The organism is Agrococcus sp. DT81.2 (genome assembly GCF_049844935.1).
In the GTDB taxonomy this organism is placed as follows: domain Bacteria; phylum Actinomycetota; class Actinomycetes; order Actinomycetales; family Microbacteriaceae; genus Agrococcus.
In genome coordinates this window covers 101,134-123,008 of sequence record NZ_JBNCLZ010000004.1, presented here as the reverse complement: position 1 = coordinate 123,008, position 21,875 = coordinate 101,134, and the positions used below count along the sequence as shown (strand labels likewise).

20 protein-coding genes are annotated in these 21,875 nt (G+C 72.1%); 18 read left to right on the top strand and 2 right to left on the bottom strand.

Features of this window, described 5'->3' with window-relative positions; translation table 11 throughout:
- Positions 1 to 156: 156 nt before the first annotated feature.
- The 11 genes from guaB to ACLQ21_RS09140 all read left to right on the top strand — a co-directional run bounded on the left by guaB (position 157) and on the right by ACLQ21_RS09140 (position 12,258).
- Positions 157 to 1,665, top strand: coding sequence for an IMP dehydrogenase (gene guaB, locus ACLQ21_RS09190; protein ID WP_425663025.1), 1,509 nt, complete (start codon positions 157 to 159; stop codon positions 1,663 to 1,665).
- 356 nt (positions 1,666 to 2,021) lie between these two features.
- The gene (locus ACLQ21_RS09185) at positions 2,022 to 2,888 is read left to right on the top strand and encodes a DUF4097 family beta strand repeat-containing protein (RefSeq protein ID WP_425663023.1); all 867 of its coding nucleotides are present in this window, start codon (positions 2,022 to 2,024) and stop codon (positions 2,886 to 2,888) included.
- Positions 2,885 to 3,616, top strand: coding sequence for a PadR family transcriptional regulator (locus ACLQ21_RS09180; RefSeq protein WP_425663021.1), 732 nt, complete (start codon positions 2,885 to 2,887; stop codon positions 3,614 to 3,616). The genes ACLQ21_RS09185 and ACLQ21_RS09180 overlap by 4 nt, the downstream gene beginning before the upstream one ends.
- 34 nt (positions 3,617 to 3,650) lie before the next feature.
- A complete protein-coding gene (locus ACLQ21_RS09175; RefSeq protein WP_425663020.1) occupies positions 3,651 to 4,775 on the top strand; it encodes a GuaB3 family IMP dehydrogenase-related protein in 1,125 nt (374 codons plus the stop codon).
- A 37-nt stretch (positions 4,776 to 4,812) separates the two neighbouring features.
- Positions 4,813 to 6,600, top strand: a complete 1,788-nt coding sequence (locus ACLQ21_RS09170; protein ID WP_425663018.1) for a glycerol-3-phosphate dehydrogenase/oxidase — start codon at positions 4,813 to 4,815, stop codon at positions 6,598 to 6,600.
- A 25-nt stretch (positions 6,601 to 6,625) separates the two neighbouring features.
- Positions 6,626 to 7,471, top strand: a complete 846-nt coding sequence (locus tag ACLQ21_RS09165; protein ID WP_425663016.1) for an SURF1 family cytochrome oxidase biogenesis protein — start codon at positions 6,626 to 6,628, stop codon at positions 7,469 to 7,471.
- A gap of 9 nt (positions 7,472 to 7,480) precedes the next feature.
- Complete coding sequence (locus tag ACLQ21_RS09160; RefSeq protein ID WP_425663015.1) at positions 7,481 to 7,999, top strand: DUF3817 domain-containing protein; 519 nt, start codon at positions 7,481 to 7,483, stop codon at positions 7,997 to 7,999.
- Entirely contained in the window at positions 7,999 to 9,570 is a 1,572-nt protein-coding gene (gene guaA / locus ACLQ21_RS09155; protein ID WP_425663014.1) for a glutamine-hydrolyzing GMP synthase, read from the top strand. Before ACLQ21_RS09160 ends, guaA begins: the two co-directional genes overlap by 1 nt.
- 207 nt (positions 9,571 to 9,777) lie before the next feature.
- Positions 9,778 to 10,485, top strand: coding sequence for a hypothetical protein (locus ACLQ21_RS09150; protein WP_425663012.1), 708 nt, complete (start codon positions 9,778 to 9,780; stop codon positions 10,483 to 10,485).
- A gap of 44 nt (positions 10,486 to 10,529) precedes the next feature.
- Positions 10,530 to 10,979 carry a YciI family protein gene (locus tag ACLQ21_RS09145; RefSeq protein WP_425663011.1) on the top strand — a complete coding sequence of 150 codons (450 nt, stop codon included), beginning with the start codon at positions 10,530 to 10,532 and terminating at the stop codon, positions 10,977 to 10,979.
- Positions 10,980 to 10,983: 4 nt separating this feature from the next.
- Positions 10,984 to 12,258, top strand: coding sequence for an RNA polymerase sigma factor (locus tag ACLQ21_RS09140; protein ID WP_425663009.1), 1,275 nt, complete (start codon positions 10,984 to 10,986; stop codon positions 12,256 to 12,258).
- Between the two features lie 4 nt (positions 12,259 to 12,262).
- Here ACLQ21_RS09140 and ACLQ21_RS09135 read toward each other — a convergent pair whose 3' ends face one another.
- Positions 12,263 to 13,048, bottom strand: a complete 786-nt coding sequence (locus ACLQ21_RS09135) for an alpha/beta fold hydrolase (RefSeq protein WP_425663008.1) — start codon at positions 13,046 to 13,048, stop codon at positions 12,263 to 12,265.
- Between the two features lie 56 nt (positions 13,049 to 13,104).
- Here ACLQ21_RS09135 and ACLQ21_RS09130 point away from each other — a divergent pair, with 56 nt between their 5' ends.
- The 5 genes from ACLQ21_RS09130 (at position 13,105) to ACLQ21_RS09110 (ending at position 16,997) form a co-directional block, all read left to right on the top strand.
- Positions 13,105 to 14,409, top strand: a complete 1,305-nt coding sequence (locus ACLQ21_RS09130) for a SufS family cysteine desulfurase (protein WP_425663007.1) — start codon at positions 13,105 to 13,107, stop codon at positions 14,407 to 14,409.
- Positions 14,406 to 14,852 carry a Fe-S cluster assembly sulfur transfer protein SufU gene (gene sufU, locus ACLQ21_RS09125; protein ID WP_425663006.1) on the top strand — a complete coding sequence of 149 codons (447 nt, stop codon included), beginning with the start codon at positions 14,406 to 14,408 and terminating at the stop codon, positions 14,850 to 14,852. Before ACLQ21_RS09130 ends, sufU begins: the two co-directional genes overlap by 4 nt.
- Before the next feature lie 70 nt (positions 14,853 to 14,922).
- The gene (locus tag ACLQ21_RS09120) at positions 14,923 to 15,915 is read left to right on the top strand and encodes a bile acid:sodium symporter family protein (RefSeq protein WP_425663005.1); all 993 of its coding nucleotides are present in this window, start codon (positions 14,923 to 14,925) and stop codon (positions 15,913 to 15,915) included.
- Between the two features lie 78 nt (positions 15,916 to 15,993).
- Positions 15,994 to 16,392, top strand: coding sequence for a VOC family protein (locus ACLQ21_RS09115; RefSeq protein WP_425663004.1), 399 nt, complete (start codon positions 15,994 to 15,996; stop codon positions 16,390 to 16,392).
- A 5-nt stretch (positions 16,393 to 16,397) separates the two neighbouring features.
- Positions 16,398 to 16,997, top strand: coding sequence for a class I SAM-dependent methyltransferase (locus ACLQ21_RS09110; RefSeq protein ID WP_425663003.1), 600 nt, complete (start codon positions 16,398 to 16,400; stop codon positions 16,995 to 16,997).
- A 53-nt stretch (positions 16,998 to 17,050) separates the two neighbouring features.
- On the opposite strand, the gene ACLQ21_RS09105 is transcribed toward ACLQ21_RS09110, so the two are convergent.
- The gene (locus ACLQ21_RS09105; RefSeq protein WP_425663002.1) at positions 17,051 to 18,031 is read right to left on the bottom strand and encodes a Bax inhibitor-1/YccA family protein; all 981 of its coding nucleotides are present in this window, start codon (positions 18,029 to 18,031) and stop codon (positions 17,051 to 17,053) included.
- Between the two features lie 132 nt (positions 18,032 to 18,163).
- On the opposite strand from ACLQ21_RS09105, the gene ACLQ21_RS09100 reads away from it, so the two are divergent.
- Together ACLQ21_RS09100 and ACLQ21_RS09095 are read left to right on the top strand one after the other, a co-directional pair.
- Complete coding sequence (locus ACLQ21_RS09100) at positions 18,164 to 19,153, top strand: glycerophosphodiester phosphodiesterase family protein (protein ID WP_425663001.1); 990 nt, start codon at positions 18,164 to 18,166, stop codon at positions 19,151 to 19,153.
- A 43-nt stretch (positions 19,154 to 19,196) separates the two neighbouring features.
- A complete protein-coding gene (locus tag ACLQ21_RS09095; protein WP_425663000.1) occupies positions 19,197 to 21,575 on the top strand; it encodes an ATP-dependent helicase in 2,379 nt (792 codons plus the stop codon).
- The last annotated feature ends 300 nt before the right edge of the window (positions 21,576 to 21,875 follow it).

The window sequence follows — 21,875 nt, the reverse complement described above, 5'->3', positions numbered from 1 at the left end:
GCGCAGGCACAAGGGAATGCGGTGCGCATGATGCCCGTTACATCGGTGGTGAAACAGTAGCGGCCGCACGAGCCGCCCCCGTCCACTTTCCGGTCTCTTGTGTGCTTCTTCATGCGGATGCCGCACGACCGTTACCGAATAGATACGATGAGAGCGATGGAGATGCGCAACCCGTTCGGCCCGATCGGCCTGACCTACGACGACGTGATGCTGCTCCCGGGCCGCACCGATGTGATCCCCAGCGAGGCCGACACGGGCACCCGGCTGTCGCGGAACATCCGGCTGGCCATCCCGCTCGTCTCGAGTGCGATGGACACGGTGACCGAGGACCGGATGGCGATCGCGATGGCCCGCCAGGGTGGCATCGGCATCGTGCACCGCAACCTCTCGGTCGCCGACCAGGCGGCGATGGTCGACCGCGTGAAGCGGTCGGAGTCGGGCATGATCACCGACCCGCTCACGACCCACGCCGACGCGACGATCGAGGATGTCGACCGCATCTGCGGCGAGTTCAAGATCTCCGGCCTGCCGGTGGTCGACGCCGACGGTGTGCTCGTCGGCATCGTCACCAACCGCGACATGCGCTTCGTCCCGCGCGAGGAGTTCGCGACGACGCTCGTGCGCGACGTCATGACGCCCGCGCCGCTCAAGACGGCGAAGGTCGGCATCTCCCGCGAGGACGCGTTCGCGATCTTCCACGAGACGAAGCTCGAGAAGCTGCCGCTCATCGACGACGAGGGTCGCCTGGGCGGCCTCATCACCGTCAAGGACTTCGACAAGGTCGAGCAGTACCCGAACGCGACGAAGGATCCGCAGGGCCGCCTGCGCGTGGGCGCGGCGATCGGCTTCTTCGGCGACGCGTTCGACCGCGCGGTGGCGCTCGCGGAGGCGGGCGTCGACGTGATCGTCGTCGACACCGCCAACGGCGAGAGCCAGGGCGTGCTCGACATGGTCGCGCGGCTCAAGGGCGACGAGCGATTCGAGGGGATCGACATCATCGGCGGCAACGTCGCGACCTACGAGGGCGCCGCGGCGCTCATCGAGGCGGGCGTGGATGCCGTGAAGGTCGGCGTCGGACCGGGCTCCATCTGCACGACGCGCGTCGTCTCCGGCGTCGGCGTGCCCCAGGTCTCGGCCATCTACGACGCCGCTCGGGCCGCGCACGACGCGGGCTCCGACATCCCGATCATCGCCGACGGCGGGCTGCAGTACTCGGGCGACATCGCGAAGGCGCTCGTCGCGGGTGGCTCGTCGGTCATGCTCGGATCGCTGCTCGCCGGCACGAACGAGAGCCCGGGCGACCTCGTGCTCGTCAACGGCAAGCAGTACAAGACGTATCGCGGCATGGGCTCGCTCGGCGCGATGCAGACGCGCGGCAAGAAGACCTCGTACTCGCGCGACCGCTACTTCCAGGCCGACGTTCCGAGCGACGAGCAGCTGATCGCCGAGGGCATCGAGGGCCAGGTGCCCTACCGCGGGCCGCTCGGCTCGGTCGCGTACCAGCTCGTCGGCGGCCTGCGGCAGTCGATGTTCTACACCGGCGCGCGCACGATCGACGAGCTGCAGCAGAAGGGCCGCTTCGTGCAGATCACGGCAGCCGGCCTGAAGGAGTCGCACCCGCACGACATCCAGATGGTCGTCGAGGCACCGAACTACCGCCGCTAGGCGTCGGGTCCCGCGCGGCCGCGCTCCTGAGTACCACGGGGCGCCAGCTGCTCGCGCGTCCGGCGATTCCGGCAGGGACGCGAAGTTCCCCGCGCCCCGGTACGGATCTGCGGGTCCCGTCGGGCGGAACCCGCAAGGCGGTACCAGCAACCCGGACGCTGAGCGCGGCCTTGTACCGATCTGCGGGTGCTGCGCTCAGCGACCCGCAACTCAGTACCGCAAACTCGCCGCGGCTCCATCATCCCGGCTTCTTCACCCTTCTCCAGGAGGGCCTTGCGCTCCCGCGAACACGCGATATATCGTGTCTCGGAGCAGATGCGATATATCGCGAGTGGACCAGCAAGGGAGCAGGAGCCATGGACCAGCAGCACGAGACGGGCGACACGAGGCCGCGCAGCGCATCCGGCGCCGCGGCGTCGGGGGCGGACACGATCACCGAGCGGTGGGCGATCAGCGAGGGGCAGAGCCGTGTCATCGACCTCGACGCGGTGACATCGCTGCGCGTCGGCATCGTCGGCGGCAGCGTCGACATCGTCGCGCACGACGAGCCGACCGCTCGCGTCGAGGTCCACCGCGTCGAGGGTCGCGACCTCACCGTCACCCTCGAGCAGGGCCGCCTGTCGATCTCGCACCCGCGGATGAGCTGGGACGACGTGTGGCAGTCGGTCAAGGCGCTCGTGGGCGTGCGCGCCAAGGTCGAGCTGAGCATCCTCGTGCCGCGGCACGTCGTGCTCTCGCTCGGCCAGGTGAGCGCATCCGCCCTCGTCACGGGCCTCGGCTCGCGAGCGAGCCTCAGCACGGTGTCGGGCCCGATCCAGGTGGCGTCGCACCGCGGCGACCTCGAGCTCAACACCGTCTCGGGTGACATCGAGGTGTCGGGCGGCGCGGGTCGGCTCTCGGTGCACGGCGTCTCGGCGAACGTCACCGCCTCCGGCGAGCTCACCGAGCTCGGCATCGACACGGTGAGCGGCGAGGTGCTGCTCGACGTGCACGGCGCGCCCCGCAGCATCACCGTGAACTCCGTCTCGGCCGACATCACCGTCCGCCTCGACGCCGGGCAGGGCGTGCGCGCCACCACCCGCACCGTCTCCGGGCGCGGCACCATCGTCGGGCGGGCCGTGCCGAAGCGCGGCGGCTCCGAGGTCGTCGACGGCGCGGACGTGTTCCCGTTGAGCGCCAACACCGTCTCGGGCTCGGTGACGGTGATGCGGAGGGACGCATGACCCCCGTCTTCGGCCACGGCGCCCTGCGCCTCTACCTGCTGAGCCTGCTCGCCGAGGCGCCGCGGCACGGCTACGAGCTCATGCAGGCGCTCAGCGACCGCTTCGGCGGCACCTACTCGCCGAGCGCCGGCACCATCTATCCCCGGCTCGCGAAGCTCGAGGAGGAGGGGCTGCTGACGAAGTCGGCCGACGGCCGCAAGACCACCTACGAGATCACCGACGCCGGCCGAGCCGAGCTCGCCGCCCGGGAGGGCGAGCTGCGCGAGCTCGAGACCGAGATCACCGACTCGGTGCGGCGGATGGCCTCCGACGTCAGGGCGGGCGTGCGCAGCGCGATGCAGGCGCTGCGGGCCGACCTCGCCGCGGCCGAGCGCGAGGCCCGCAGCGCGCCGAGCGCCCCGAGGCCGGAGCAGGCGTGGCACGAGGCGCCGACGCGCCCCGACGTGCCGACGCGCAACGACGCATCCGCCCCGGTCTCGAACCCGTGGCCGCGGCCGGCCTCGTCGGCCCCGGACGCGCCGGGCCCGGATGCGTCCCACACGGCCGAGCAGGCGGCGGCGCGCATGGCGGTCCACGACATCGACCTCGCCCTCACCGACTTCCGGCAGCAGGTGCGCGACGCGGCCCGCGCCGACCGGGGCGAGCGCATGAGCACCGCCAAGGCGGCGACGGTGCGCGATGAGCTCGAGGCCGCGCTGCTGCGCATCAAGAGTGTGCTCGGCTCCTGAGGCGTCCTCGCCACCCGCGGGATAGGCTGAGACGGTGACGGAGATCGAGATCGGCCGCAGCAAGCGCGCCCGCACCGGGTACGGGTTCGACGACATCAGCATCGTGCCGTCCCGCCGCACCCGGGACAGCGACCTCGTCTCGCTGCAGTGGCAGATCGACGCCTTCCGGTTCGAGACCCCCGTGATGGGCGCGCCTACCGACTCCGTCATGAGCCCCGCGACCGCGATCGCGCTCGGCAGGGCGGGCGGCCTCGGCGTGCTCAACCTCGAGGGCGTCTGGACCCGCTACGACGACCCCGAGCCGCTGCTCGCCGAGATCGCGCGCCTCCCGGCCGATCTCGCGACGAGCCGCATGCGCGAGATCTACGCCGAGCCGATCAAGCCGGAGCTCATCCGCGACCGCCTCGCGCAGGTGCGCGATGCCGGCGTGCCCGTCTCCGGCAGCCTCAGCCCGCAGGCCGTGCAGCAGCACTACGAGACGGTGCTGGCCGCCGGCGTCGAGCTCATGGTCATCCGCGGTGCGACGGTCAGCGCCGAGCACGTCTCCGCCGAGCGCGGTGCTCCGCTCAACCTCAAGCAGTTCATCTACGAGCTCGACGTCCCGGTCGTGGTCGGCGGCGTCGTGACGTACACGGCCGCCCTGCACCTCATGCGCACCGGTGCCGCCGGCGTGCTCGTCGGCTTCGGCGGCGGCGCCGCCTCCACGAGCGAGAAGGTGCTCGGCGTCGCCGCACCCATGGCGACCGCCGTGAGCGACGTCGCCGCTGCGCGCCGCGACTACCTCGACGAGTCGGGCGGCCGTTACGTGCACGTCATCGCCGACGGCTCGCTCGGCACCTCCGGCCAGGTCGTGAAGGCGCTCGCGTGCGGCGCCGACGCGGTCATGCTCGGCACCGCCCTGGCCCGCGCGACGGATGCGCCCGGCCGCGGCTGGCACTGGGGCCCGGAGGCGCACAACCAGAAGCTGCCTCGCGGCAATCGCGTGCAGGTCGACCAGGTCGGCCCGCTCGATGTCGTGCTGAACGGACCCTCACCGGTCGCGGACGGCACGGCGAACATCATGGGCGCTCTGCGCAAGGCCATGTCGACGACCGGCTACAAGGATCTCAAGGAGTTCCAGCGGATCGACGTGGTCGTGGAGAGCAGCCCGCCGCGCTGAACCGCCCGACCCCGGGCGCCGCATCCAAGGAGGATCCATGGCTGAGACCACCAACAGCGTGAGTCGGTCGAGGAAGCTCGGCCCGGAGGAGCGCGCCGCCGCGATCGCGTCGATGCGCGATCACGAGGTCGACGTGCTCGTCATCGGCGGAGGCATCGTCGGCACGGGGGCGGCGCTCGACGCGGTCACCCGCGGCCTGCGCGTCGGCCTCATCGAGGCGCGCGACTTCGCGTCCGGCACGTCGAGCCGCTCGTCGAAGCTCATCCACGGCGGCATCCGCTACCTCGAGCAGATGAACTTCGGGCTCGTGCGCGAGGCGCTCATCGAGCGGGGCCTGCTGCTCCAGCGCATCGCGCCACACCTCGCGAAGCCGGTGCGCTTCCTCTACCCGCTCGACAAGCCGTTCATCGAGCGCGCCTACATCGGCGCGGGCATGGCGCTCTACGACGCGTTCAGCTACACGGGCTTCATGAAGCCGGGCGTGCCCATGCACCGGCACCTCACGAAGAAGCAGGTGCTCAAGCAGATCCCGTCGCTCGACCCCGACGCCATCGTCGGCGGCCTCACCTACTACGATGCGCAGGTCGACGACGCCCGCTACGTCGCGGAGCTCGCGCGCACGGCATCCTTCTACGGCGCCCACGTCGCGAGCCGCGTGCGAGCGGAGGGGTTCCTCAAGGTGGGTGAGCGCGTCGTCGGCGTGCAGGCCCACGACTACGAGACCGGCGAGCAGTTCGAGATCCGGGCGAAGCAGGTCGTCAACGCGACCGGCGTGTGGACGGGCGAGACGCAGGCGATGGTCGGCCACCGCGTCGAGTTCAAGGTGCGCGCCTCGAAGGGCGTGCACCTCGTGGTGCCGCGCGACCGGTTCCACTCCGAGATGGGCCTGCTGCTGCGCACGGAGAAGAGCGTGCTCTTCGTCATCCCGTGGGGCCGGCACTGGATCCTCGGCACGACCGACACCGACTGGAACCTCGACAAGGCGCACCCCGCGGCGACGGCGGCCGACATCGACTACATCCTCGACCACGTCAACCGGGTGCTCGCGACCAAGCTCACGCGGAGCGACGTCGAGGGCGTCTACGCGGGCCTTCGCCCGCTCCTCGCCGCGGCTGGCGAGGGCAGCTCGACCGCCAACCTCTCGCGTGAGCACCACGTCTCGCACCCCGTGCCGGGGCTCGTGCTGATCGCGGGCGGCAAGTGGACCACCTACCGGGTGATGGCGAAGGATGCGATCGACGAGGCCACGAGCGCCATGGACGGCAAGGTCCCCGAGTCGTGCACCGAGCAGATCCCGCTGCTTGGCGCCGTCGGGTACCGCGCGGCGTGGAACAAGCGGGGGAGGATCGCCCGCGCGTTCGGCGTGCACAAGCACCGCATCGAGCACCTGCTGAACCGCTACGGCACCCTCACCGACGAGCTGCTCGACATCATCCGGCAGCACCCGGAGCTCGCCGACCCGCTGCCCGGCGCCGACGACTACCTGGGTGCCGAGGTGCGCTACGCGTGCACGCACGAGGGTGCCCTGCACCTCGACGACGTGCTCGCGCGGCGGACGCGCATCTCGATCGAGGCGTGGGACCGCGGCGTCTCGGCCGCCCCGGTCGCGGCACGGATCATGGCGGAGGCGCTCGGCTGGGACGACGCCCGCGTCGAGAAGGAGATCAACACCTACAACAAGCGCGTCGCCGCGGAGCTCGCGAGCCAGGAGCTGCCGGACGACGCGTCGGCCGACCGCGCCCGGCGCGAGGCGCCGGAGATCGTGCCGCTGAGCGCGCTGCCGACGGCGAGCGCGGTGGGCACGAGGCCGGAGCCGGTCGCCTGACCGGACGGTAGGATGGGGGGTGCCCATGAGCACCCCTCCTCCCACCTTCCGGCAGGTCGCGACGCGGCCCCGCTGGATCGGCGTGCTCGTCGCGTGCCTCGTGGTCGCCGCGGTGTTCGCGCTGCTCGGCCAGTGGCAGATCGATCGGGCCGTCGAGCAGGGCAAGACCGACGAGCGCGACACCGAGACGGCGGTGCCGCTCGAGAGCGTCGCGCAGCCGAGCTCGACGCTCACGACCGAGGCCGGCGGCCGCATGGTCGCGTTCTCGGGCACGTGGGTGCCCGAGGACTTCGACACGCTCGCCGGGCGCAAGCAGGACGGCCGCACCGGCACGTGGGTGATCGGGCGCGTGCTCGTGCCGCAGTCGGCGGGGGAGCCCGTGTCGCTCGCCGTCGCGCTCGCCTGGTTCGAGGACGCCGCCGCGGCCGACGCGCTCTCGGCTCGGCTGTCCGGTGCGGGTGCGGATGCGGCCGACGACCTGGTGGGACGGCTGATGCCGACCGAGGCGCCGACGCAGGGCGACGTCCAGGGCGACACGGCCGACGCGATGAGCGTCGCGGCGCTCATCAACGAGTGGGACGCGTACGACGGTCGCGTCTACGGGTCGTACGCGATCCTCGACGCGGCTTCGGCAGACGCATCCGGCGCCCTCGTCGACGGCGCCGAGCCGATCGTCTCGTCGCGCCCGACCGTGAACACGCAGCTCAACGCCCTCAACATCTTCTACGCGATCGAATGGGTCGCGTTCATGCTCTTCGCCTTCTACCTCTGGTACCGCCTCGTGAAGGACGCGCTCGAGCGCGAGCACGAGGCGATCGAGGACGCCGAGGCGGAGGCCGCCGCAGCGGGCGGCGAGACGGCCCGCGGATAGGCTGGAGACGTGCCGAGACCCATCGAACAGCTGCCGCAGATCCGCACGGCGATCACGTTCTACCGCGTGATGTCGTGGGTGACGGGCGTCTTCCTGCTGCTGCTCGTGGCCGAGATGGTGCTGAAGTACTCGCCGACGCACGTCGAGGTCTTCGCGTTCGGCGCGAGCGGCCCGCTCGCGCTCGAGGCGGTCGTGCCCGGCGCGGGCTGCCAGTGGTACTCGCTGTTCGTGCCCGGCGGCATGGGCTGCGAGATCGTCTCGCTCGGCGAGGGCGTCAACGTCTCGCTCGCCATCCTGATCGTGCACGGCTGGATCTACGTCGTCTACCTGCTCGCGTCGTTCCGGCTCTGGAGCCTGCTCCGCTGGCCGTTCAAGCGCCTGTTCGCGATGGCGCTCGGCGGCGTCGTGCCCTTCCTCTCCTTCTTCGTCGAGCGCCCGCTGCACCGCATCGCGCTCGCCGACCTCGCCCGACTGGAGGCCGAGAAGGCCGCCAGGTCGGCGGCCGCGCCCGCTCCTCAGGAGGCATGATGTCCGACACCGTCCAGCGCCCCGTGCTCGTCGTCGACTTCGGCGCGCAGTACGCGCAGCTCATCGCCCGCCGCGTGCGCGAGGCCGATGTCTACAGCGAGATCGTCCCCTCGACGATCACCGCCGAGGAGGTGCGCGCCAAGGACCCCGCGGCGATCGTGCTGTCCGGCGGACCCTCGAGCGTCTACTCCGAGGGTGCCCCGCGCCTCGACGAGGAGATCCTCGAGCTCGGGGTGCCCACGTTCGGCATCTGCTACGGCTTCCAAGTGATGGCGGCGCAGCTCGGCGGCACGGTCGCGAAGACCGGCAACCGCGAGTACGGCTCGACGGCCATGACGGTCGAGGGCGGCGGCGCGCTGCTGAACGGCCAGCCGGACGCGCAGACGGTGTGGATGAGCCACGGCGACTCGGTCGCGGAGGCGCCCCAGGGCTTCACCGTGCTCGCCGCGACCGCCGACACTCCCGTCGCCGCGTTCGAGGACCGCGACCGCAGGATGGCCGGAGTGCAGTGGCACCCGGAGGTGCGGCACTCGGAGCACGGCCAGCGCGTGCTCGAGTCGTTCCTGCACGACATCGCCGGCCTCCCGGGCGACTGGAAGACCGGCAACGTGATCGAGGAGCAGGTCGCGCGCATCCGCGAGCAGGTCGGCTCCGGCCGCGCGCTCTGCGGGCTCTCCGGCGGCGTCGACTCCGCCGTCGCGGCGGCGCTCGTGCACGAGGCGATCGGCGACCAGCTGATCTGCGTCTTCGTCGACCACGGCCTGCTGCGCCAGGACGAGCGGCGGCAGGTGGAGGAGGACTACGTCGCCTCCACCGGCGTGCGGCTCGTCACGATCGACGCGCGCGAGCGGTTCATGGCGGCGCTGAAGGGCGTCACCGACCCGGAGGAGAAGCGCAAGATCATCGGGCGCGAGTTCATCCGCGCCTTCGAGCAGGCCGAGCGCGACCTCGCCGCCGAGGCAGCCGCCGACGGCGAGCCGATCCGCTGGCTCGTGCAGGGCACGCTCTATCCCGACGTCGTCGAGTCCGGCGGCGGGAGCGGCACCGCGAACATCAAGAGCCACCACAATGTCGGCGGCCTGCCCGACGACCTGCAGTTCGAGCTGATCGAGCCGCTGCGGGCGCTGTTCAAGGATGAGGTCCGCGCGATCGGCCGCGAGCTCGGCCTTCCCGAGGCCATCGTCTCCCGTCAGCCGTTCCCGGGACCGGGACTCGGCATCCGCATCATCGGCGAGGTCACCGAGGAGCGGCTCGACACCCTGCGGCGAGCGGATGCGATCGCGCGCGCCGAGCTGTCGGCCGCCGGCCTCGACGGGGAGATCTGGCAGTGCCCGGTCGTGCTGCTCGCCGACGTGCGCTCCGTGGGCGTGCAGGGCGACGGCCGCACCTACGGCCACCCCATCGTGCTGCGTCCCGTCTCGAGCGAGGACGCCATGACCGCCGACTGGACGCGTCTGCCGTACGACGTGCTCGCGCGCATCTCGAACCGCATCACGAACGAGGTGCCCGAGGTGAACCGGGTCGTGCTCGACGTGACGTCGAAGCCGCCGGGCACGATCGAGTGGGAGTGACGCGGTAGCGCGCCTCCACGAATGGCGAGCTGCTGCTGAAGTGTCGCGGCACTCGAGCCGATAGCCGACACTCGGACGTGCGCCGGTCCGGCGGGTGTCGGGATCGTGCTCGGGTGTCGCGACACTCGAGCCGTTCGCCGACACTCCGCGCCACGGGGGGAGCGGTCGCCGTGCGGCTTGCGAGGCCGGGGGAGTAGCGTCGCTCGCGTGGTGACGACCCAGCGGGGACGCGAGCGCTCGGCCCGCGCGGCCGCCCTCTGGCTGCTCGTGATCGGCTTCGTCGCCAGCTCCCTGCTGAGCCTCGCGCCGACGAGCTGGCTGCAGCAGCGGCTGCGCTTCGGCTGCGAGCTGTCGGCCGGCGACTGGAGCTGCGACGACCAGGCCGTGCTGCTGTGGCCCGCGCTCGGCGGCATCGTGCTGGCCGCGCTAGCGCTCGGCGCTGTCGCGCTCCTGGTTCGCGCCACGTGGGATCGCGCCCGCCTCCGCGCGGAGTGGCTGAGCTTCACGGCGCTGATCGGCGTGCTTCCGAGCCTCCTGCTGAGCGGGCTGCTGCTGGTCGACGCGGTCGCGCATGACGCGGCCGGCGTGGCGATCGACGACAGCCGCGTCGCCATGTGGGCGGAGCGGGCGATGCTGTCGGCGCTCGCGACGGCGGTCGCCGGTGTCATCGCGGCCTCCGGGCTGCGGATGCGCGCCCGCGGCCGGTCTCCACGGGTCGCGTTCATCCACCTGCCGGCCGCGCTCCTGCTGCTGCTGCTCTCCGCGGCGATGTCGTCGCTCGGCACGCTGCCGTCGGGAATCGTCGCCGCGACCGCGATCGGCGCCGGCTGGTACATCGCCGCGGGCGCCTGGCCGATCCGTCGGAAGAATCCTGACGGCGATGTCGATCCGGAGCATTCCCGTTCGACGTCCTGAGTGAGAGGGTCGAAGGACGACCCCGCAGAGTCAAGGAGACCATCGTGCAGTACATGCTGATCATGCGCTCGAACGACGAGGCTGTCGAGGCGTACAAGCAGATCCCCTTCGAGCAGGTCATCGAGGCGATGGGGAAGTACAACGAGTCGATGATGGAGGCCGGCGTGATGATCGGCGGCGAGGGGCTCAGCGACGCGAGCGAGGGCTTCGTCGTCGACTTCTCCGCAGACCCGCCGCTCGTCACGGACGGCCCCTACGGGGAGACGAAGGAGCTCTTCAACGGCTTCTGGATCCTCGACGTCGCCTCGAAGGAGGAGGCGGCGGAGTGGGCGAAGCGCTGCCCGCTCGGGCCGGGCGCGAAGCTCGAGGTGCGTCGCGTCCAGGGCGCCGACGACTTCCCCGCCGACAACGAGTGGATCCAGAAGGAGGAGGGCTGGCGCGAGGAGCAGGCGGCCCGCAAGGCTGCGAGCACCCCCGGCGGCAGCGCGGGCTGACCCGTTGACGGCTGACGAGACGGCGCGCCGAGCGGAGGAATCCGCCCGGCGCGCGGTCGTCGCCGTCTGGCGCATCGAGTCCGCCCGCATCGTCGCGACGCTCACCCGCTTCACCGGCGACTTCGCGCTCGCCGAGGACCTCGCGCAGGACGCGCTCGCGGAAGCGCTCGCCCAGTGGCCGGCGCAGGGCGTGCCGCGCAACGGCGCCGCGTGGCTCACGGCGATCGCGAAGCGCAGGGCCATCGACCACTGGCGCCGGCGCGAGCGCTTCGAGGATCGCATCGCGGCGCTCGCCCACGACCTCGAGCGGGAGCAGGACGACGCGGCGGATGCGCTGCCCTGGGATCCCGACGAGATCGACGACGACGTGCTGCGGCTCATCTTCACCGCCTGCCACCCGCTGCTCTCCCAGCAGGCGCGCGTCGCCCTCACGCTGCGAGTCGTCGCCGGGCTCGAGACCGCCGAGATCGCCCGCGCCCTCCTCGTGCCCGTCACGACCGTGCAGCAGCGCATCGTGCGGGCGAAGCAGGCGCTCGCGGGCGTCCCCTTCGAGACCCCGCCGCGCGCCGAGCGCCGCCAGCGGCTGACCGCCGTTCTGGGCGTGCTGTACCTGATCTTCACCGAGGGGCACGCGGCCACCGCGGGCGACGACTGGATGCGTCCCGACCTCGCGCGAGAGGCGATCCGGCTGACGCGCATCCTGGCCTCGCTCCAGCCCGACGAGCCGGAGGTGCACGGGCTGCTCGCGCTGCTCGAGCTCACTGCCGCCCGCTTCCCCGCGAGGGTCGACGCGAACGGCGAACCGGTGCTGCTCGCCGACCAGGATCGCCGCCGCTGGGACCGCGGCGCGATCCGCCGCGGGCGAGCGGCGCTCGCCCGGGCGGAGGGGTTCGGCCGCGGGCTCGGCCCGTACGCGCTGCAGGCGGCGATCGCGGAGTGCCACGCGGTCGCATCCGATGTCGGGTCGACCGACTGGGCCCGGATCGTCGCCGCCTACGAGGCGCTCGAGCGGGTCGCGCCATCGCCGGTCGTGTCGCTCAACCGGGCCGTCGCGGTGTCGATGGCCGACGGGCCTGCGGCGGCGCTCGCGATCGTCGACGCGCTCGCCGGCGAGGAGGGGCTCGCGATCGGGCACCTGCTGCCGTCCGTGCGGGGCGAGCTGCTGTCACGGCTCGGCCGCGACGCGGAGGCGCGCGAGGCGTTCGCGCTCGCCGCCGAGCGCACCGCGAACGCGCGTGAGCGCGCGGTGCTGCTGGCGAAGGCGGCGGCGGGCCGCTGAGCGGTCAGGCCGACAGGCTCCCGCAGAACTGCCGCACCGCCCGGTTGAACGCCTCCGGCTGCTCCATGTTGCTGAGGTGCCCGCAATGGGGGAGCACGACGAGCGAGGAGTGGGGGATCACCCGCCCGAACTCGCGCGCCACGGCGAGCGGCGAGCGCGCGTCGCGGTCGCCCCACACCAGCAGCGTGGGCACGGCGATGCGTGCCAGCACCTCGCGCAGGTCGGTCGACGCCATGATCGCGACCTGCGCGCGGAGCGTCGCGGGGCGCGCCGACGTCGCGAGCTGGCGCAGCAGCGGCACGTGCTCGGCGGGCGGCTCCCCGGCGAACAGCCCCCAGGCGAAGACGCTGCCGTCGCGCGGCCCGGTGAGGTGCGCCTCGGCGGCGGCGACCCTCGCGGCGACCTCCGGCTCCGGCAGCGAACCCTGCCAGCCGGCGTACGTGTCGGCCAGCACGAGCGCCGAGACGAGTGCGGGATGCCGCCGGCACAGCTCGAGCACCACGGTGCCGCCCCAGGAGATGCCGCACACGACCGCCGGTTCGCCGACCGCCTCGATCACGGCCGCCAGGCAGTCCGCGTAGTCGGCGAGCCCGAAACCGGACGGGATGTCGGCGGAGCGGCCGGAGCCCGGCTCGTCCCACGCGACGACCGTGCAGGCGTCCGCGAGCCCATCGAGCTGCGCCCGCCACACGCGGTGGTCGTCGCCCGCGCCATGCACGAGCACGAGCGTCGGACCGGTCCCGTTGCGCTCGAAGGCGATCTCGAGCCCTCGCGCGTGGATCGCTTCCACGCCGTCAGCGTACTCCGGGCCCAGCCGGGCGCGCCCCGGGCGGCTACCGTGGAAGGGTGACGAGCACAGTGACGGCAGGGCTGACCGAGGAGCGGGTGCTGCGCCTGCGCGACGACTTCCCGATCCTCGCCGAGCAGCCGGCGGGGGTGCCGCTCGTGTACCTCGACTCGGGTGCGACGAGCCAGCAGCCGCGGCAGGTGCTCGACGCGGAGTGGGCGTTCCGCACGCAGCGCAACGCCGCCGTGCACCGCGGCGCGCACACGCTCGCGGCGCTCGCGACCGACGACTACGAGTCGGCGCGCGACCGCATCGCCCGCTTCGTCGGCGCGAAGCCGACCGAGATCTCCTGGGCGATGAACGCGACGGATGCGCTCAACACCGTCGCGCTCTCCCTCGCCGAGGCCAACCGGGCCCATGCCGACGGTGCCGATGCGGTCGACCCGATGCTGCGCATCCGCGAGGGCGACGAGATCCTCGTCACCGAGGCCGAGCACCACGCGAACCTGCTGCCGTGGCAGCGGCTGGCCGACGAGACCGGCGCCACCCTGCGGTGGATCGAGGTCGACGACGACGGGGTGTGGACGACGGATGCGGCGCTCGCCGCGATCACGGAGCGCACGCGGGTCATCGCGGTCGCGCACGTCTCGAACGTCACAGGGCTCATCGCGCCGGTCGAGCAGCTCGTCGCCGCCGCGAGGGCGGTCGGCGCGCTCGTCGTGCTCGACGCGTGCCAGTCGGTGCCGCACCGCCCCGTCGACCTGCACGCGCTCGGCGTCGACGCCGCCGCCTTCAGCGGCCACAAGATGCTCGGCCCGGGTGGCATCGGGGTGCTGTACCTCGCGGAGGCGCTCGGCGCCGCGCTGCCGCCCGCGCGCGTCGGCGGCTCGATGATCACGACCGTGACGATGACCGAGCGGGAGTTCCTGCCGGCGCCGCAGCGCTTCGAGGCGGGCACGCAGCCCGTCTCGGCGATCGTCGGCCTCGCCGCCGCCGTCGACTACCTGGAGGCGGTCGGCATGCCCGCCATCGAGGCGCACGAGCTCGCGCTCGGCGAGCGGCTCGCTGCAGGGGCCGCGTCGATCGAGGGCGTCCGGCTGATCGGGCCGCGCCCGGGTGCCGAGCGCGCCGGGCTCGCGAGCGTCATCGTCGACGGCGTGCACGCGCACGACGTCGGCCAAGTGCTCGACGCGCAGGGGATCGCCGCGCGCGTCGGCCACCACTGCGCCCAGCCGCTGCACCGCCGGCTCGGCGTCGCCGCGACGACCCGCGCATCCGCCTACCTCTACACGACCGAGGACGAGGTCGACCGGTTCCTCGACGCGCTCTCGGGTGTCCGGGCCTACTTCGGAGCCGGACGATGAGCGTCGACCCGCTCGCCGGTCTCTACCAGGAGCTCATCCTCGAGCACGCGAAGCGCCGCGAGGGGGAAGGGGCGATCGAGCCCTTCGACGCCGAGCGATTCCTGCGCAACCCGACGTGCGGCGACGAGATCCGGCTGCGGATCCGCGTGCGGGACGGCGCGGTGGATGCGCTCGGCTGGGAGGGGCAGGGCTGCTCGATCTCGCAGGCCTCAGCCTCGGTGCTCGCCGAGCAGGCGCCCGGGCTGTCGGTCGCCGACGCGCGGGAGCGCATCGAGGCGATGCGAGCGCTGCTGCGCTCGCGCGGCGCCGAGGAGCCCGACGAGGAGCTGCTGGGGGACGCGGTCGCGTTCGCGGGCGTCGCCAGGTTCCCCATGCGGGTGAAGTGCGCCATGCTCGCGTGGGTCGCGCTCGAGGAGGCGCTCACCGAGCTCGACCTCCGCTGAGCCGGGCGCGGAGCGGCGCTCGGGGCATGCCTCCTGTGATGGGATGAGACTTCCCCACCGGAGGTCAGATATGTCCAGCAGCACATCGGTCGGCGAGCGCATCGGGCGCCTCGCCGGCACGTGGTTCCCCCTCGTCGTCCTCGCCGCCGCGGCGATCGCGATCCTCGCCCCGCCGGTCTTCCTGCCGATCGCTCCGTGGATCAACACGCTGCTCGGCATCATCATGCTCGGCATGGGGCTCACGCTGCAGCCGGTCGACTTCACGGTGATCGCGAAGAAGCCCAAGGCGTTCATCGTCGGCGTCGTCGCGCAGTACGTGATCATGCCGCTCACCGCGATCGGCCTCGCGCTCGCGTTCCAGCTGCCGCCCGAGCTGCTGGTCGGCGTCGTGCTCGTGGGCTCGGCGCCCGGTGGCACGGCCTCCAACGTCATGGTCTACCTCGCGAAGGGCGACACGGCGCTCTCGGTCGCGATGACGACCGCGTCGACGCTCATCGCACCGGTGCTGACTCCGCTGCTCGTGCTGTGGCTCGCCGGCTCCTACCTCCCCGTCGACGCGTGGGGCCTCTTCCAGTCGATCATCTTCATCGTGCTCATCCCGGTGGTCGTCGGCGTGCTGCTGCGGATGCTGCTGCCGAAGGTCGTCAAGGCGATCCTGCCCTGGCTGCCGCTCGTCTCGGTGCTCGGCATCACGCTCGTCGTGCTGGCCGTTGTCGCGGGCTCCGCCGCGACGATCCTGTCGGTCGGCCTGCTCGTCGCGCTCGTCGTCATCCTCCACAACGGCGTCGGCTACGGCCTCGGCTTCCTGGCGGCGAAGGCTGTCGGCCTCGACGAGAGCGCTCGCCGCGCCGTCGCGATCGAGGTGGGCATGCAGAACTCGGGCCTCGCCGCGGGCCTCGCCCGCACGCACTTCACGCCGGAGTCGGCGCTGCCCGCCGCGATCTTCTCGGTGTGGCACAACGTCTCGGGCTCGCTGCTCGCGTCGTACTGGTCGCGGCGCCCGCCGAAGGACGCCGCGCGCGCCGTCGAGTCGGCGCTCGACGATCAGCCCGCCGCCAGCTGAGCCGAGCGCACTGACGCCCCGCCGCCCGTATGGGTGGCGGGGCGTTACGCTGTCGCGCATCCGACTCGAGGAGGCCCGATGGCGCTGCGCTGGTATTCGAACGTGATCGAGTCGACGGACACCCGCCGGCTCGCCCGGTGGTGGGCGGAGGCGCTCGACTGGCAGATCATCTACGAGGCAGAGGACGAGGTCGTGCTCATCCCAAGGTGGGCGCAGGAGCTGCGGCCGAAGCTCTCCTTCGAGCAGGTGCCACCGGGGCTCACGTTCGTGCGCGTCGAGCACGAGAAGCGGTCGAAGAACCGCATCCACATGGACCTCGCCCCGCACTCGAGCGACGACCGCGACGCCGAGATCGCCCGGCTGGAGTCGCTCGGCGCCAAGCGCATCGACGTGGGCCAGGGGCCCGACGTGTCGTGGACCGTGCTCGCCGACATCGACGGCAACGAGTTCTGCGTGCTGTCGAGCCGGGAGCAGTAGGGACCATGGGCATGTATCCCGTGCTCTACCGACTCGGGATCCGTCCGTGGGAGCGCTACGCCGAGGCGTCGAGCAACCACGTCGCCGCCCGGTTCGACGCGGAGCTGGCCGACCGGCCGGACCCGCCGGGGCGTGCGCTCGACCTCGGCTGCGGTCGCGGGATGCACACACCGGCCCTGGCCGCTCGCGGCTGGGAGGCCGTCGGGGTCGACCTGGTGCCGACCGCCATCGACCAGGCACGGCGGCGAGATCCGACGTCGACCTACGCTGTGGGCGACGTCACGGCCCTGCCGGACAGCCTCGGCACCTTCGACCACTTCGTCGATATCGGCTGCTTTCAGGCGCTCGATGCTGACCAGCGGCGTGCGGCCGGTCGCAGCATCACGGCGCGGGCGCGCGATGGGGCGACCCTGCTGATGCTCGAGTTCGGCCGGGTGTGGTTCAGCTTCGAGGGCACGTCCCGCGCCGAGGTCGAGGAGGCGTTCGGCGGCTGGGACCTGCTGGGAGTCGAGCCCGCGCCCACGGAGGGGCTCGGGTGGCCGCTGAGTCGCACGCGACCCTCGTGGTATCGCCTGAGGCTGCGCGAGCGAGCGGCTGGAGCATGACGAACGCCCCGGCGCAAGCCGGGGCGTTCGTCGTGCTGCAGCGAATGGAGTCGCTAGTTGTTCCCGCGCAGGATGGCGATGATGCGGAGGATCTCGACGTACAGCCAGATGATCGTCATCGTGAGGCCGAACGCGGCGGACCAGCCGTACTTCTTGTGCACGCCGCGCTTGACGCCCAGCTCGATGCCCTCGAAGTCCATGACGAGCGAGTAGGCGCCGAGCAGCACGGCGAGGCCGCCGAGCAGCACGCCCCACGGGATGCCGAAGAGCGGGCTCGGCTCCGAGCGCAGGCCCCACGGGCTGTCGGTGGCGCCGAAGAGCATGAGACCGAAGTTCACGAGCGAGAAAAGCGCGTAGCCGATCATCACGATGAAGAAGATCTTGTTCATCCGCGGCGACGTGCGCACGATCCGGAACGCGTAGAGCGCGAGCGTCGCGGCGATCACGCAGGCGGTGGCGAGCAGCGCCTGGAAGATGATGCCGTCGAGGCCCATGCCGAACTCGAGGATGCCCGAGAAGCCACCGAGGAACAGGCCCTGGGCCGCGCCGTAGGCGAGCACGAGCGCGGGGCTGGGCTCCTTCTTGAAGATGTTCACGAGCGCGAGCACGAAGCCGACGAGCGCGCCGCCGTAGGTCAGCACGAAGAACGGCGCCGACGTGCCGCTGACGAACAGCATGCCGAGCGTGATGACGAAGCCGACCGCCGTCGCACCGAGCGTCAGCAGCGTCTTCATGATCACGCCGTCGTACGTGAGCCGCTCGGTCTCGAGCGGGCCCGCCGACGGGCGGCCGAACTGCTGGTTGAGCTGCTCGGGGCTGGGGATGCCGGGCTGCTGGCCGTAGGGCGCGCCGCCGTACTGCATCGGCTGCCCGTACTGCTGGGGCTGCTGGCCGTAGGGTGCCTGACCGTAGGGCGCCTGTCCGTACGGTGCCTGGCCGTAGGGTGCCTGCTGGCCGCCGGGGGCGGCCTGCGCAGCGCGCTGCGCATTCTCGGTGAACGCGGGCGAATTGCGGAACGCCGGGTTGCCTGCCAAGGGATGTGCTCCTGTCGGGAAGTGCTGGTGGCCGCCTCGAAGAGCGGACGCGCTCAGGCTACCCGCAGATGCCAGGGATTCGCTGTGCGGGGGCGCCGATTCGCCGCCAGCGCACCCCGCTAGCCTGACGCCGTGCATCCCACCCGCGTCATCGCCCACCGCGGCGCGTCCGGGTGGGCACCGGAGCACACCGAGACGGCCGTGCGGCTCGCCGCGGCGCTCGGCGCCGACGCCGTCGAGCCCGACCTCGTGGCGACGCGCGACGGCGTGCTCGTCGTGCGCCACGACAACGAGCTGAGCGAGACGACCGACATCTCCGACCGAACGGAGCTCGCCGACCGGCGCCGCACTCAGACGATCGATGGGATCGAGCTGACCGGCTGGTTCGTCGAGGACCTGACCTGGGCGGAGGTCGCGACGCTCCGCGCCCGTGAACGGCTGCCGGCGCTCCGCCCGCTCAGCGCTCGCCGCGACGGTCGCGACGGCATCCTGCGCTTCGCCGACCTGCTCGACATCGCCGACCACACGGGCCTTGACGTCGTCGCCGAGCTCAAGCACGCCGCCCACCACGCCGCGGTCGGCCTGCCGCTCGACGCGCTGCTGGCGGATGCGGTGGCCGGTACCCACTGGGCGTCGAGCGAACGCTTGACGGTCGAGAGCTTCGAGGAGTCGGCGCTCCACGCGGTGCGGGAGCGCGGCGTGGGCGCGCGGCTCGTCTACCTCATGGACGACGAGGGCACGGCGGCCGACCTCGCGGCGGCGCGAGGGGACGGCGACGAGACATCCGCCCCGACGTACGCCGAGCAGCGCACCGACGCGGCGCTCGCGGCGCTCGGTCGCCGGGTCGACGCGATCAGCGTCGCGAAGTCGGTGCTGTTCGCTCGCGGCTCGGGAACCCTGGAGGCGAGCGATCTCGTGGAGCGCGCGCGAGCGGCTGGGCTCGGCACGATGACGTGGACGCTGCGTCCGGAGAACCGCTTCCTCGAGCCGGAGCACCGGCTCGGCGCGCACGAGGCAGCGTGGGGCGCCTGGACGACGGAGTGGCTGATGCTCGCCTCGCTCGGGCTGGAGGCGGTCTTCGTCGACCATCCCGACCTCTGGCGGCGACTGCCGGAGAGATGAGTGGCCGCGTCGGGTGTCACCGGCGGCTCGTAGACTTGGTCTGATGAGCGACTTGTGGGGGCTGGGCGACGACGGCTTCGGCGATGTGCAGCGGCCGTCGCCGATCGGACCGCGTGGCGACGCCATCCCCGAGCACCTGCTCGAGGGCCTGAACCCGCAGCAGCGCGAGGCGGTGCTGCACCGGGGACCCGCGCTGCTCATCGTCGCCGGAGCCGGCTCGGGCAAGACGAAGGTGCTCACGCACCGCATCGCGGGCCTGCTCGCCACGCGCGAGGCATGGCCGAGCCAGATCCTGGCCATCACCTTCACCAACAAGGCCGCCGCCGAGATGCGCGAGCGCATCGGGGGCCTCGTCGGCGAGGAGTCGCGTGGCATGTGGATCCGCACGTTCCACTCCGCGTGCGTGCGCATCCTGCGCCGCGAGGCCGAGGAGTTCGGCTTCAAGCAGTCGTTCACCATCTACGACTCCGGCGACCAGCGCGCACTCATCAAGCGGCTCATCAAGGAGCGCGGCGCCGACATCCAGGGCCTCACGCCCGGCGGCGTCTCGTCACGCATCTCGATGGCGAAGAACGAGCTCCACGACGTCGACTCCTGGGCGCGCACCGCCAACCTCGAGAACCCGCTCGACGCGGCGTTCCTCGAGCTGTGGCGCGACTACGACCGCGAGCTGCGGCGCGCGAACGCGTTCGACTTCGACGACCTCATCTCGCAGACCGTGTTCCTGTTCCGCGCGTTCCCGCACGTCGCGGCGCAGTACCGCAAGCGGTTCCGGCACGTGCTCGTCGACGAGTACCAGGACACGAACGCGGCGCAGTACGCGCTCATCCGCGAGCTGACGCAGCCGGTGACGCGCGCCGACCTCCCCGACCTCCGCGCCGACCTGCCGGGCGCATCCCTCACCGTCGTGGGCGACTCCGACCAGTCGATCTACGCCTTCCGGGGCGCCGACATCCGCAACATCACCGACTTCGAGCGCGATTTCGCCGGTGCTCGCGCGATCCTGCTCGAGCAGAACTACCGCTCCACGCAGAACATCCTGTCGGCGGCCAACGCCGTGATCGGCAACAACTTCGACCGCCGCGAGAAGCGGCTCTGGACCGATTCCGGCGACGGCGCGAAGATCGTCGGCTACACCGGGTACTCCGGCTACGACGAGGCGCAGTTCGTCGCCGACGAGATCGTCGAGCTGACCTCCGGCGGCATGGCGTACAGCGACATCGCCGTGTTCTACCGCACGAACGCGCAGACGAGAGCGCTCGAAGAGGTGCTCATCCGCACCGCCATCCCCTACAAGGTGATCGGCGGCACGAAGTTCTACGAGCGCGCCGAGATCAAGGATGCGATGGCGTACCTGATCACGGTGGCGAACCCCGCCGACCCCCTGAGCCTGCGCCGCATCATGAACGTGCCCAAGCGCGGCATCGGCCCGGCCACCGAGGCGGCGCTGCAGGCGTTCGCCGACGAGCACCAGACCACGCTGCGCGATGCCATGCGCCGCGTCGACGAGATCGCGCTCGGACCGAAGGTCGCCGCGGCGATCAAGGACCTCGCCGCGCTGCTCGACGAGTGGAGCGCCAGGCCGGCCGCCGACCCGGGGGAGGTGCTGCGCGAGCTGCTCAGCCGCTCCGGCTACACCGACCAGCTGCGCCGCTCGACCGACCCCCAGGACGCGGCGCGGCTCGAGAACGTCGAGGAGCTCGTCGCGGTGACGCGCGAGTACCGGCGCCAGAACCCCGAGGGCAACCTCATCGACTTCCTCACCGAGACGGCGCTCGTGGCCGCGGCAGACGAGCTCGACGACTCGGGCGGGCAGGTGTCGCTCATGACGCTGCACACCGCGAAGGGCCTCGAGTTCGAGGCCGTGTTCATCACCGGCATCGAGGAGGAGCTGCTGCCGCACCGCATCTCCGCGCAGGAGCCGGGCGGCCAGGCGGAGGAGCGGCGGCTGTTCTACGTCGGCATCACGCGCGCGCGCCAGCGCCTGCACCTGTCGCTCGCCATGACCCGCGCCCAGTTCGGGACCGTCGAGCCGGCGGCGCCGAGCCGATTCCTCGAGGAGATCCCCGCGGAGCTCATCGATTGGCGCACGCCGCCGTCGGCGATGCGGCCGTCGCCGCAGCGCGCGCTCGCGGGTCGGTGGCGCGACGAGCCGCGAGAGCAGTTCGTCACGGGCTTCCGCGAGCCGAAGCCGCTGCCCAAGGCGCCGCTGAAGCAGTTCGCGAACACCATCACCGAGGTGCGCGACAACTCCGGCCTCGAGCTCGAGCCGGGCAGCCGCATCCGCCACAAGGACTTCGGCGAGGGGCGGGTGCAGGCGGTGACGGGCGCGGGCGCGAAGCGCATCGCGGAGGTGCTCTTCGATGCGGCCGGCAGGAAGCGGCTGCTGATCAAGATCGCGCCGATCGAGAAGCTGGGCTGACCCCTCCGTTGGTCGAGTAGCTGCCGGCGGAGCCGGCCGCGTATCGAGACCGGGATGGCCGTAGCACTCGTGATCTCGATACGCGGCCTGCGGCTGCTACTCGATCAGCGGGGAGGGGTGCGCCGGCCGCCCCCTCCCGCTCGTCGAGTAGCTGCCGGCGGAGCCGGCCGCGTATCGAGACGAGTCGAGCGGGTGGGCGGCGTCGATCTCGATACGCGGCCTTCGGCTGCTACTCGATCAGCGGGGAGGGGTGCGCCGGCCGCCCCCTCCCGCTCGTCGAGTAGCTGCCGGCGGAGCCGG